This is a genomic window from uncultured Cohaesibacter sp., assembly GCF_963556055.3.
In the GTDB taxonomy this organism is placed as follows: Bacteria; Pseudomonadota; Alphaproteobacteria; order Rhizobiales; family Cohaesibacteraceae; genus Cohaesibacter.
Genome location: NZ_CAUVYE020000015.1, coordinates 137,363 through 149,110 on the forward strand (window position 1 = coordinate 137,363; position 11,748 = coordinate 149,110).

The 11,748-nt window shown below is 52.4% G+C and carries 11 protein-coding genes; 9 read left to right on the top strand and 2 right to left on the bottom strand.

Features of this window, described 5'->3' with window-relative positions:
- Nucleotides 1-21 precede the first annotated feature (21 nt).
- The 9 genes from ACHZB8_RS13295 to ACHZB8_RS13335 all read left to right on the top strand — a co-directional run bounded on the left by ACHZB8_RS13295 (nt 22) and on the right by ACHZB8_RS13335 (nt 9,684).
- Nucleotides 22-957 carry a dihydrodipicolinate synthase family protein gene (locus ACHZB8_RS13295; RefSeq protein WP_316861018.1) on the top strand — a complete coding sequence of 312 codons (936 nt, stop codon included), beginning with the start codon at nt 22-24 and terminating at the stop codon, nt 955-957.
- Between the two features lie 4 nt (nt 958-961).
- Nucleotides 962-1,879 (top strand): ribokinase, encoded by a 918-nt coding sequence (locus ACHZB8_RS13300; RefSeq protein ID WP_316861019.1) that lies wholly within the window; start codon nt 962-964, stop codon nt 1,877-1,879.
- A 189-nt stretch (nt 1,880-2,068) separates the two neighbouring features.
- Nucleotides 2,069-2,596 carry a TRAP transporter small permease gene (locus ACHZB8_RS13305; RefSeq protein WP_316861021.1) on the top strand — a complete coding sequence of 176 codons (528 nt, stop codon included), beginning with the start codon at nt 2,069-2,071 and terminating at the stop codon, nt 2,594-2,596.
- Complete coding sequence (locus tag ACHZB8_RS13310; RefSeq protein ID WP_316861023.1) at nt 2,596-3,870, top strand: TRAP transporter large permease; 1,275 nt, start codon at nt 2,596-2,598, stop codon at nt 3,868-3,870. Before ACHZB8_RS13305 ends, ACHZB8_RS13310 begins: the two co-directional genes overlap by 1 nt.
- 51 nt (nt 3,871-3,921) lie before the next feature.
- Nucleotides 3,922-4,935, top strand: coding sequence for a TRAP transporter substrate-binding protein (locus ACHZB8_RS13315; RefSeq protein ID WP_316861024.1), 1,014 nt, complete (start codon nt 3,922-3,924; stop codon nt 4,933-4,935).
- 104 nt (nt 4,936-5,039) lie between these two features.
- Nucleotides 5,040-5,807, top strand: coding sequence for a glucose 1-dehydrogenase (locus tag ACHZB8_RS13320; protein WP_316861026.1), 768 nt, complete (start codon nt 5,040-5,042; stop codon nt 5,805-5,807).
- Nucleotides 5,808-6,751: 944 nt separating this feature from the next.
- Entirely contained in the window at nt 6,752-7,993 is a 1,242-nt protein-coding gene (locus ACHZB8_RS13325; protein WP_316861027.1) for an integrase arm-type DNA-binding domain-containing protein, read from the top strand.
- 213 nt (nt 7,994-8,206) lie between these two features.
- The gene (locus ACHZB8_RS13330) at nt 8,207-8,431 is read left to right on the top strand and encodes a transcriptional regulator (protein ID WP_394706196.1); all 225 of its coding nucleotides are present in this window, start codon (nt 8,207-8,209) and stop codon (nt 8,429-8,431) included.
- Nucleotides 8,428-9,684 carry a type II toxin-antitoxin system HipA family toxin gene (locus tag ACHZB8_RS13335; RefSeq protein WP_316861031.1) on the top strand — a complete coding sequence of 419 codons (1,257 nt, stop codon included), beginning with the start codon at nt 8,428-8,430 and terminating at the stop codon, nt 9,682-9,684. The genes ACHZB8_RS13330 and ACHZB8_RS13335 overlap by 4 nt, the downstream gene beginning before the upstream one ends.
- Nucleotides 9,685-9,719: 35 nt before the next feature.
- Here ACHZB8_RS13335 and ACHZB8_RS13340 read toward each other — a convergent pair whose 3' ends face one another.
- Entirely contained in the window at nt 9,720-10,046 is a 327-nt protein-coding gene (locus tag ACHZB8_RS13340; protein WP_119306975.1) for a DUF736 domain-containing protein, read from the bottom strand.
- 602 nt (nt 10,047-10,648) lie between these two features.
- Nucleotides 10,649-11,602, bottom strand: a complete 954-nt coding sequence (locus ACHZB8_RS13345) for a hypothetical protein (RefSeq protein ID WP_316861033.1) — start codon at nt 11,600-11,602, stop codon at nt 10,649-10,651.
- Between the last annotated feature and the right edge of the window lie 146 nt (nt 11,603-11,748).

The following is an 11,748-nucleotide window of genomic DNA, read 5'->3' on the forward strand; positions in this document are numbered from 1 at the left end:
TCCAAAAAAAGGAATAAGAAAATGACCCAAGAAATCGCTGGCATCATCCCCGTTGTTCTAACGCCGTTCACCGACGACAACAAAATCGACTGGGCCGGTTACGAACGTCTGATCGAATGGTATCTGGCGAATGGGGCAACGGCTCTTTTCGCGGTTTGCCAGTCTTCTGAAATGCTGTTTTTGAGCGTCGAAGAACGCGCAGATCTGGCCCGCTTCACCGTCGAGAAAGTTGCCGGCCGTGTGCCTGTCATGGCATCAGGTCACATCTCGGACTCTCTGGAAGACCAGAAAACCGAACTCGGTGCCATGGTGGAAACCGGTGTTGACGCCATCGTTCTGGTGACCAACCGTCTTGATCCGGATCAGAAAGGCCGCGATGCCTTCCGCGCCAATCTGGATGCGCTGCTGGACTTTCTGCCAGCTGACATGCCGCTCGGTCTCTATGAATGCCCAGCTCCCTATCGCCGCCTGATGAGCGACGACGAGATTACCTATTGCGCCAACTCCGGCCGCTTTGTGATCGTCAAGGACGTCTCCTGCGATCTGGAAACGGTCAAGCGCCGTGTTCAGTTGGTCAAGGGCACTCCGATGAAGATCTGTAACGCCAACGCAGCCATTGCAACCCCGGCCATGCAGGCTGGATCTGCTGGCTTCTGCGGTGTCTTCACCAATATCCACCCCGATCTCTATCGCTGGATCATGGATCATGGTGCAGACCATCCCGAGCTGTGTGAAGAGCTGTCGGTCTTCCTCGTTCTGGCCGCTACGGTCGAGCCGATGGGCTACCCGAAAATGGCCAAGCTTTACCATAAGCGCATGGGGACCTTCTCCAGCACGCACAGCCGCGTCATTCCTTTCGACATCGAAGAAAAGTTCTGGGCTCTGGGAGCCATTATTGATCGGATCGAACAGGGTACGGCTCTTTATCGCCAGAAAATCGCAGCTCTGGGAGAATAGAGGCATGTCGATCACGGTATTCGGCTCGATCAATCTGGATCTGACGGTATCCGTTGAACAGATGCCCGAGCCGGGCGTTACCAGCCATGCAACCGGTTTCCTGAAAGGCCTTGGAGGAAAAGGGGCCAATCAGGCGGTGGCGGCGACCCGGCTGGCAAAAAGCAAGGTGCGTTTTGTTGCGGCTGTCGGGGCAGATGCCTTTGGCGACAGCCTCAAGGCGAGTCTTGTCGCGTTGGGAGTGGATACCGACGATCTGGTTACGATGGCGGAGCATGATTCCGGCATCGCCCTTATCCATGTCGACAGCACGTCCCAGAACACGATTACCGTTGTTGGCGGGGCCAATATGGCCTGGCCCTCAGACGGACCGGACGCCGCGTGTTTTGATGGCTGCAAGGTCGCTCTGTTCCAGCTTGAAACCCCGAAGGATGCCACCATTGCCGCCATGCGCAAGGCCAGGGCAGCTGGTGCCACGGTCATTCTCGACCCCGCTCCGATCGCATCAACCGGAATGGATGCGCTGTTGGCTGAGGCGGACATCATCACGCCCAATGAAACCGAAGCTGCGGGCCTTTCTGGCACCAAGCCGACCAGTTTCAACGAGGCACTGGAGGTGGCGCGTGCTCTGTGTCAGCGCGGACCGCAGACCGTGATTGTCAAGCTGGGCTCCAAGGGTCTGGTTTATGCCTGCAAGGACGGTCGAAGCGGCCAGTTGGAGCCCTTCAGGGTGAATGCCATCGATACGGTGGCCGCCGGTGACAGCTTCAATGGCGGTCTGGCTGCTGCGCTGGCCGAGGGTATGGAACTGGAAGCCGCTCTGCGCTTTGCCTCGGCAGCAGGTGCACTGGCCACCACGAGGAAAGGGGCCAGCGAAGCGGTTCCGAGCCGGGACGCCACCGATAGGCTTTTGCTGTCGACTTGAGAATTGGAATTCCAGACTACCTGATGGTCTGAAATCGTTTTAATACCTAGCTAACTCGCTGATCTTAAATGGAATTACTTGTTAGCTAAAGTTATGTAGTCGCTGTTTTGTAACACATTGGCTTCGAACCAAATCATCTGGGTGAAGCCGCCGGTTAACGTCGCGATAGCTATCGAAAGGGAGGTTAATTTGGAAACGGATCCACATCCATCGTCCAAAGCCCGAACGGCCATTGTGTGGTTGTTCAACAATTTTGAGCGAATACTGGTTGCGAGTTTTCTTTCACTCTTTTCCATCGTGCTGATTTTGCAGGTATTCATGCGCTTTGTTCTGCGCATGCCTTTGCCATGGCCGGAGGAATTCAGTCGCTATCTTCTCATTTGGACGGCATTTGTCGGCTCGAGTCTGGCGGTGAAGGAATCGCGCTTTATCAACATCGATATCCTTCCGACCATGAGCCGCGGTTGGTTCACGCATGCGTTGAGATGGACCATGCATATCGGCTTCATGGCCTTCTGTATGGTTTCGACCTACTTCTCCATCGATTTCATTCACCGTGTCGCAAACAGTGGGCAGGTTTCTCCTGCAATGGGTATCCCTATGTGGATTGTCTATAGCGCAGCTCCCATCGGTTTGACGCTTGCCACCTTGCGCACCATTGAAACCCTCATCACTGGCGCCGACCTCAAGGCTGGACATTTCGAGGATAAAAGCTGATGTCAATTGCTCTCTCCCTTGGTCTGCTGCTGTTTCTATTGCTTCTGTCGCTGCCCGTTGTGTCGGCATTGGGACTTGCAGCCTTTCTCGCTCCTGTTCTTGGGGAGCCGATAAACTCATCAAGCATCATCCGGACCATGTTGACCGCAATGGATTCTTTTCCATTGTTGGCGGTCCCCCTGTTTATTCTCGCTGGCGAAATCATGACGCGCGGCGGGTTGGCGCAGCGGTTGTTCTATCTGGCTGATGTCATGGTCGGGCGCTTTACTGGCGGGTTGGCCATGGCAACCGTTCTGGCTTGCCTTTTCTTTGGAGCAATCTCCGGGTCCGCTCCTGCCACTGTGGCAGCCATCGGCTCCATGTCGATCCCCATTCTGGTTTCACGCGGCTATGAAAAACCCTTCGCCACAGCGCTTGTTATTTGTGCCGGGACACTGGGTGTGATCATTCCGCCGAGCATTCCGCTCATCATTTACGGCGCAGCTGCAAACGTTTCTGTCGGCAAGCTGTTTATCGCAGGTATCTTCCCCGGTTTTGTGGTCGGCTTCAGCCTGCTTGTTTATGCCTACATCTACGGGAGGATGCATAAACACCATATTACGACATCCGGAAGCGACGTTTCCGCTTGGCAGACCCTCAAGAATTCTGTCTGGGCCTTGTTCACGCCAGTGATTGTTCTTGGTGGCATTTATTCGGGTGTCTTCACACCGACAGAAGCTGCCGCGATTGCCGTTGCTTATGGGCTTTTTGTAGCGGTTGTTATCTATGGTGAGATCAAGTTCAGCGAGATTCCGAGCGTTGTTTCATCGGCCGTAACGACAATTGCCCCAATTCTGATTATTGCCGCTGCGGGAACCGCATTTGGCCGCGTCCTGACGCTTATGCAAGCTGCCGATTTCATCGGCCATTATGTCAATAACGTCGTGGCTGGCCCCATCGCACTGCTTCTTCTCATCAACATACTGCTCATTTTCATTGGCATGTTTATGGAGAAGCTGGCGTCAATCATCGTCATGACACCCATTTTGCTGCCGCTTGTGGTGCCATATGGCATCGATCCGATCCATTTCGGTCTCATTATGGTGGTCAATCTGGCGATCGGTTTCATCACGCCACCGGTTGGTGTGAATCTCTATATCGGCAGCGAGATTTCAGGAATCCCTGTCATGAAGGTTGCGCGCCACATCGTTCAGCCCGTGTGTTTCCTGCTTATCGCTCTCGCACTCATCACATATATTCCGGCGATTTCAACCTGGTTGCCTGCGCATTTCTAAGAGACAAGGACAGGTTGGATAAAATTCAGATAGTTCACAAAGGAGGAAATTATGAGAACTATTGTCAAGACAATTGTAGGGGGCCTGTTTGGAGGCTTGTTGGCTAGCACCACAGCAATGGCTGCTGACTATCAGATGGTGTTGGCGATGCAGCTGACGGATGCTCAGAACCCAATTTACAAGGCATTCCAGTATATCGAATCCGAGATCGATTCTCGCAGTAATGGGCGTATTGATGCCAAACTGTTCGGCGGAGGCGTACTTGGTGGTGACCGTGAAGTGGCCGAGAGTGTTTCCCTTGGCGACGTGCAACTGACCACAATGAGTTCTTCTGCGCTCGTGCCTTTCGTTCCGGAACTCGCAGTGTTCGACTTGCCATACATTTTCCCGCATGATCAGGGAGTGCTGAAAGACGTATTGCTGAACAGCGAGTTCTCCAGCTCACTTGAAAACTACATGGAACCAAAAGGGTTCCGTTTTGCAGGTGTTTTCAACTCGGGTTTCCGTCAATTGACAACTGCTGATACGGCCGTTCACAGCGTGGCCGACATTGAAAAGGCAAACTTGCGCATTCGCGTCATGGAGAACCCTTTTCACATCAAGCTTTGGAAATTGCTGGGTGCAGCGCCCACTCCGATTGCCTACACCGAGCTTTACGGTGCCTTGCAGCAGGGTGTGGTTGATGGGCAGGAAAACCCATACATCAATATCCTCTCGAGTAAATTCTATGAAGTTCAGGGTCATCTGACAGAAACGAGCCATATTCTGCTTGCCAGCCTGATCCTCATGGATAACAGCTGGTACAACAGCCTCCCAGATGACTTGAAAGCGGTTGTTGATGGTGTTCTCAAAGATGCCATGAGCCGGCAATGGGAAGAACAGGGCAAGGCCTTGTCTGAACAGAAGGCCGAGTTGGCCAAAAACATGGACGTTATTACGTTGACACCTGAAGAACTTGAAGAGTTCCGTACCCGCACGGCTCCGATGGTTGATGAAATCCGCGCGTCGGTTGGCGACGAACTCGTTGATGGTCTGCTCAACGCAATTGAAAAAGCATCCAAATAGCCCCTAAAAACCAAAACTGCTTTTTCGACCTGAAAACAGCGCATCCATCGGTAAATCGGTGGGTGCGCCTTTCTTCGAGAAGCGAAAGATAACAGGAAAATCCCATGATTGCAGAAATGTTTGATCTTACCGGTCAGATTGCGTTTATTACAGGCTCAAGCCGTGGCATTGGATTGGGCATAGCTGAGGCTTTGGCTGACGCAGGCGCAGAAGTCGTTTTGAATTCTCGCAATCCAGACAAGCTCGCCGAGGTGCAAAAGGACCTCCTTTCAAAGGGATATAAAGCTCATGTCGTCGCGTTTGACGTGACCGACGGCAAGGCCGTGACCGAGGGCATTGCGAAAATCGAAAAAGACATCGGCCCGATCGACATATTGATCAATAACGCTGGCATTCAACGTCGCGCCCCATTTGTGGACATTCCCGAAGAAGCCTGGCGTGCTGTTATGGAAACCAATCTCAACGCCGTCTTTTTCGTAGCTCAAGCCGTTTCGCGCAACATGGTCAAACGCCAATCAGGCAAGATCGTCAATATCTGTTCACTTGCCAGCGAGGTTGGCCGCCCGACAATTGTTCCCTACACCACTGCCAAAGGCGCTGTGCGCATGCTTACCAAAGGTATGTGCTGCGAACTGGCCGGGCATGGAATTCAGGTGAACGGTATCGGTCCGGGATACTTCAAAACTGAGCTGAATACTGATCTGTTCGAGAATAAGGAATTCAACGATTGGGTTTGCAGCCGAACCCCCGCGAAGCGTTGGGGTAATATGGATGAACTCAAAGGCGTAGCGGTCTTTTTGGCTTCGGAAGCATCAAGTTTTGTGAATGGCCAGATTCTGTATGTCGACGGTGGGCTTTTGAGCGGCATGTAGTGATTGACGCAAACAGATATCTGAAAAATTGAGACTTGATCTGACAGTTGCCGTTCGATGCGGTGATGTGTCAGATCAGGTTTTCCTTGAAATCATGCTTTCAGGCCCCTTTCTATCGGCAATAGCGTCCACTCAAAGTCATTTTGTGATTATCTGCCGAACAGGTGCCCCTCGCTTCCTTCCTTCTTTGTCCAGAGAGCTGTATCTGCACGCAGGCCCGTTTGACGCCCCCCCCCTGTTTGACTGCCCCTGTTTGACTGCCCCTGTTTGACTGCCCCCTGTTTGACTGCCCCCTGTTTGACTGGCCCCCAGTTTGGTTGCCGGACCTGGCAATCTGGATTGCTCCTGCCTTTGACAAGGACCAAAGACTGCGAGCGAGCAGAGCTGATCCCGCGATTTCGATCACGATCCTCTGAGGGGACAAGGGTCGGGCAAAATTGCTGAAGGAAGGGACCAACAGGCCAGCCCGCTACCCTGCTTCCCTGACAGAAAATGAAATCGCCAAGGAAATGCTGGCGCACTCATCAGGAACCGCAAGCCTCTCCCCGCGCGTTTCGCGAGCTTGTAGTTTTACGCGTAAAACAGTCCCCCGCAGCGCCTGCCGCACGCAGATGCAGTCATTTTGCTTTGAATATTTCTGGTGAGGTTTTAGCGATCCGGATCAGGTACCGGCCCCATAAAAAACCGAACCCATAAAACGACCGATCCTTGAAAAGGTTGGTCGGAGTGAGAGGATTCGAACCTCCGGCCCCTGCCTCCCGAAGAACCCCAAGGGGTGTTTTCGACGCTTCGCCACAGTGTCCTAAGAATGCGAAATTGCCGCCTAACCATCTGAAATGACTTTACCTTTATTGACTTCAACTAGCCCGAAGATATCCTAGCCTTCGCTACAGCTTTCCATTTCGTGGTGAGTTTTTGGTGAGTTTTTTTGGAGGTTAGAACCCATGCCTAGACTGACCAAGTCCGTAGTCGACGCGGCAAAACCGAAAGCCTCTCAGTACACCGTCTGGTGCAGCGATCTCAAAGGATTTGGAGTCTTCATCATGCCCAGCGGCACGCGCACCTATTTTGTCGACTATCGCAATACGCACAACCGTCGCAGGCGTATGACAATAGGGCGCCACGGAACCATCACAGCCGAAGAAGCACGCAAGCTCGCTATAGTGATACTCGGTAAAGTGACAACAGGAGAGGACCCTGTAGAGGATCGAGCAGTTCAAAGAAGAAAAACCATGACGGTCAAGGAGCTTTGCGAGGCATATCTTGAAGCCGCCGATAAAGGGCTGATCATGGGTAAAAGCAATCGTCCCAAGAAAGAAAGCACTCTCAGCACAGACCGAGGGCATATAACCAACCATATCATTCCCCTACTCGGTTCAAAGAGAGTGTCCGATCTCACCAAGCCGGACATCAATCGCTTCGTTCGAGAAGTGGTAGCAGGGAGAACAGTTCGAACAGCCAGAACACAAAAACCTCGAGGCAAGTCAATTGTCAAAGGAGGCCCCGGTGCTGCCTCTCGGTCAGCCGGCTTGCTCGGAGGCATCCTGGCTTTCGCAGTTTCGGAAGGCATAATCGATGTCAGCCCATCAATTGGCGTCAAGCGTCCAGCAGACAAGATTAGAACTCGCCGCCTGTCACCGTCGGAATATAGATCACTCGGAAAAGCCCTCGAAGAAGCAAAGGCCGAAGGCGAGCTCCATCAACTAATCGACTGCATCTGGCTCCTGGCATTGAGTGGTTGCCGTTCTGGTGAGATTACGAACCTGAAGTGGGATGAAGTACAATCAAATGAAGGCTGCCTAAGGCTACTAGACAGTAAGGAAGGGTCATCCGTTCGGCCTGCGGGCCGGGCTTTGCTAGACCACATAGAAGCTATTGAACGCGAAGAAGACTGGCCTTATGTCCTGACACCCGCCCGAACAGGTCAGATTTTCGGAGGATTGCCCGGTGGTTGGATGCGTATAAAGAAACGTGCAGGTTTCACAGACGTGAGCCCACACACTTTGAGGCACTCTTTCGCCTCAACGGCCGGAGATCTTGGCTATTCTGAATTGACCATCGCAGCAATGCTTGGCCATTCTGCCGCGACTGTCACAAGCCGATATATCCATCACTTGGATGCAGTCCTGATTGCTGCTGCTGACAAAGTTGCAGCTAGGATCTATCAAATGATGACCTCAGATTGACGTCTAGATTGGCGTGCCCTTGAAGAGCATGCTCAGGCCAGACGTCTCCTGATATATTTGCGAGACAGCTCGAACAGAGACGCTCCCCATCGATCATCCCGTTCGGGATGTTTTCAACCATATCATCACTCCTATGGCACCGTTCATCCCGTTCGGGTCTTTTTCGTGCATTTTTAACTGAGTTGTGCTAAATTCGTCCCGAAAGGGATGATCATGGCCAACATAGATAATTCTCAAGATCTTGGAGCGCTCATTAGAGACGAGCGCAAACGGCAGGCGCTGACACAAGAACAACTGGCAGCCCTATCGGGGGTCGGCGTACGCTTTATGCGTGAGCTGGAACATGGCAAGGAGAGTTGCCAAGTGGGACTGGCTCTCACAGTCATGCAGACCCTTGGCCTTACCTTCACGGTCAACAACCGGGAGGATGACGCATGAGCCGCACTCTTGATGTCTATTTGAGGGAGAGTTTGGCAGGCTCCCTAATCCAGATGGATGATGGGCAACTCTGCTTCTTCTATGATCCTGACTACCTGTCTTCCAAAGGAGCCGCTCTTTCAGTCTCACTGCCTCTACAAGAGGCCCCCTACCCTGATGCGGTAGCCCGGCCTTTCTTTTCCGGACTGCTACCAGATGAGCGTGCGCGCAAGAGGCTGGCATCTGCCCTTGGTGTCTCGCAGCAAAATGCCTTTGGGCTACTGGAAATCATCGGTGGTGAATGCGCAGGTGCCCTCTCGCTGTTGCCACAAGGATCAGATCCTCCCGACTTCAGCTCTCAGGATATTGAACCGCTGGACGAGAAGCGCCTGAGCCAGATCCTTGATCTGTTGCGGGATCGCCCTTTGCTCGGAGGAGAGGAAGGTGTGCGCCTGTCTCTTGCCGGAGCTCAGGACAAGCTGGCAGTATGCGTGATGGACGGTCAAATCTCGCTCCCCAGAGCTGGCAAGCCGACAACCCATATCCTCAAGCCCTTCATTGAAGGGCTGGATGGCACGGTTGAGAATGAACTCTTCTGCATGCGCCTCGCAAACCGCATCGGGCTTCAGGCACCGCATGTCTTCAAGTCCTCAGCAGGAAACACCGACTTCATTCTGGTGGAACGCTATGACCGCGTTCAGGAAGCCGATGGCTCCATCGCCAAACTGCATCAGGAAGACTTCTGTCAAGCTCTCAGCGTGCCACCCGAACTCAAATATGAAGAAGAAGGTGGACCGGGGATCGCAAAGTCGGCTGGTTTAATCCAGAAACACACGCGTCGTCCTGCAGCTGACAGGCTCGCCTTCCAGCGTATGGTGATGTTTCATTATATGGTCGGCAACGCAGATGCCCATGCCAAGAATTTCTCTTTGCTCTATCACGCCAGCACACCGGATCTGGCCCCCCTCTATGACGTGGTCTGCACTGCGGCCTATCCGCGTCTCACCAAGAAGCTGGCCATGCAGATCGGCGGCCGGGGTCTTGCTGACACGATCACACTTGAACAATGGTACGCGCTTGCTGCTCCAACCAAGGCCGCCCAAAGAGTACTCCGCTCCGAGCTGGCCACAATGGCCAGCAGGATCGAAGAAGAAGCCGATGCTCTGCTCGATGACTTGCAAGCCGAAAACCTGTTTCACCCGATCCTGAAGACCATCAGGACAATCATTGGCACGCGCGTTAATCTCGTGAGAGACCAACTCGAGAAGGCATGACGATGGCTCCGGCGATTGCCGGAGCCTTTGCGATGTCATTCGCCACGGTGCCCATTGGGACGAGACCAGATCAGGATGTAGCTTTCGCCGTCTTCGTCATCGAAGAGGTTGGCGTAGATCGGAGCTGTGAAGCTGGGATCATCCAGTTTGAGGCCAAGATAGTCACGACCTTCGCTGGATCGTTTGGACCAGGCAGCACCGATTTCTGCACGGCCGACAAGGACACGGTGGCTGGGAGCGTTTTCGCCAGTTGCGCGAATGTCGGGGATGATGCGGACGCCTTTTGCCTGGACGCTGAGAGTGACGATTTCGCCGGTATATTCGTTGGTGCCGTTCTTCTTGAAGGTGCCGATGGTAGCCATTTTAAATCTCCATTTTGTTTCCGATCCCGCACCATGCGGTCTCGATGGCGATCAAAAGGCCGAAGACGATTGCCGCCGCATCCTTGCGACCGAAGCACAGCGGAGGATGGAAAGGAGTGGCTTTGTTGTTTCGCGAGGAATGTCGGCTCGCCGACAGGGGAAGAAAGCCACTCCGAACCATTGCGGCCTAGGCAATCGAGGCGACAGCCGATCTTCGTCCAGATCAGGCCAGATGAAGAGACCGTTTGAGGCGATCGATAGGGAATGGGGCTTCGAGATAATGCGACGCAGGAACTCAACGAAGACGGCACAAAAGGAAGAAAGTATGCATCTGAAAGCCCAAAAGCAGATGACAGCTTCAAGCAATGTAACGCCAGTGCCATAGCAAAAGTGCTCCTAGTTACCATTGTTTCTCATTGCTGCCGTTCTAGTGACGCGCGAAATTCTTTGCCTAAGGGTTCCCGTCTGGCAAAACGGGCGGGAACCGGACTTGCGGCAGTGCACCAGCATATTATTCTGAATGCATCTTTTCTGCCGTTCATTGAACTGCTATGTCTTTCGCCGCGGTTGAATTGAACTTAAAGATGGACGTCTATTAATCGCTATACTGAGTGGAAAATATTTCGAACATAAGAAACCAAATGAAAGTCTTCATATCCTTTCTCAATTCTCAATTTATTGGCTACTAAAAATCGGTCAGCCAATTCTATTGTCGAAACATTAAGACTATTAAGTGCCCCTTCGAGGATATCTGGTGCTATACCTGCACTAACTAGAGCATGGTGCAGTTCAAAGAATAGCGACCCTTTGTACAGATATGGCCTCAAGAAACCCTCAAGAACACTGACATCATTTATTCTCTCACCGCCCATGATTTCACTTATAGAAAGAGTTAGGCTTTTAAGGGCTTCTGGCCAAAAAGGATTGTTTGTACATCGATAATCTTGCTTCATGGCCGTTTCCAAGAGCTCGCATAAACATATCCATAAATCAGTTTTTCGTTGACCCTCTAGGTGTTGCATCGTGACGATTGCCCAAACAATCATGAGCTCAGCTGCTTGATTGGCATCATTAGCTTTCGGAAAACCCCACCCCTGCTCCCGCAATGGGCGTAGCTCATCCCAAAGACGTTTGACTACCTCAACTGGATCAGTTGCATGAAACAAGCATGCTGCACCAGCTAGTCCCAAGACACCTCCGGAATTTGCAAGTTTGCTATCTGCTCCAGCGAATTGAGGCTGCACTTCGATAAGTAAGCTACTAAGAGTACCAGCTTTGTTGTCAGCTGTGATTGTTTCATCTTTCGAAAGTACTGCGAGAACTGCACCTAACCTATCAACACGCCACAAAGGCCCACGTGCACGATCAATCCAGACGAGAGGATCGACCATGAGAGATAACTTCGAAGCCAAAAGTTCAACCAATTGACCTAAAGGATTCAGCTCTAGACCGTTCCAATAGCCACGATGGGAACTCTCATAAACGAGCCTTTCCAACCATAGCCAGCCCACATCACTGGCATCCGGCCTCTGAAAAAAAGAACAGACCAAACTCATCAATGCTTTCCCTACAGCTCTTCTTTAATGCGTTCCCCATCAGTGAAATGCTTCTGGCTGCCTCTTTCTGGTAGGCAAACGCAATATTCCGGCACTTTTCGCCAAACTTCTGTAGCAGCGAAATAAGGACAGTCCCTTCAGCCCGA

Excerpts from the sequence above, each read along its gene's own strand:
- ACHZB8_RS13295 (WP_316861018.1), top strand. The coding sequence starts at position 22 with ATGACCCAAGAAATCGCTGGCATCATCCCCGTTGTTCTAACGCCGTTC.
- ACHZB8_RS13315 (WP_316861024.1), top strand. The coding sequence starts at position 3,922 with ATGAGAACTATTGTCAAGACAATTGTAGGGGGCCTGTTTGGAGGCTTG.
- ACHZB8_RS13300 (WP_316861019.1), top strand. The coding sequence starts at position 962 with ATGTCGATCACGGTATTCGGCTCGATCAATCTGGATCTGACGGTATCC.
- ACHZB8_RS13345 (WP_316861033.1), bottom strand. The coding sequence starts at position 11,602 with ATGAGTTTGGTCTGTTCTTTTTTTCAGAGGCCGGATGCCAGTGATGTG.
- ACHZB8_RS13320 (WP_316861026.1), top strand. The coding sequence starts at position 5,040 with ATGATTGCAGAAATGTTTGATCTTACCGGTCAGATTGCGTTTATTACA.
- ACHZB8_RS13310 (WP_316861023.1), top strand. The coding sequence starts at position 2,596 with ATGTCAATTGCTCTCTCCCTTGGTCTGCTGCTGTTTCTATTGCTTCTG.
- ACHZB8_RS13340 (WP_119306975.1), bottom strand. The coding sequence starts at position 10,046 with ATGGCTACCATCGGCACCTTCAAGAAGAACGGCACCAACGAATATACC.
- ACHZB8_RS13330 (WP_394706196.1), top strand. The coding sequence starts at position 8,207 with ATGGCCAACATAGATAATTCTCAAGATCTTGGAGCGCTCATTAGAGAC.
- ACHZB8_RS13325 (WP_316861027.1), top strand. The coding sequence starts at position 6,752 with ATGCCTAGACTGACCAAGTCCGTAGTCGACGCGGCAAAACCGAAAGCC.
- ACHZB8_RS13335 (WP_316861031.1), top strand. The coding sequence starts at position 8,428 with ATGAGCCGCACTCTTGATGTCTATTTGAGGGAGAGTTTGGCAGGCTCC.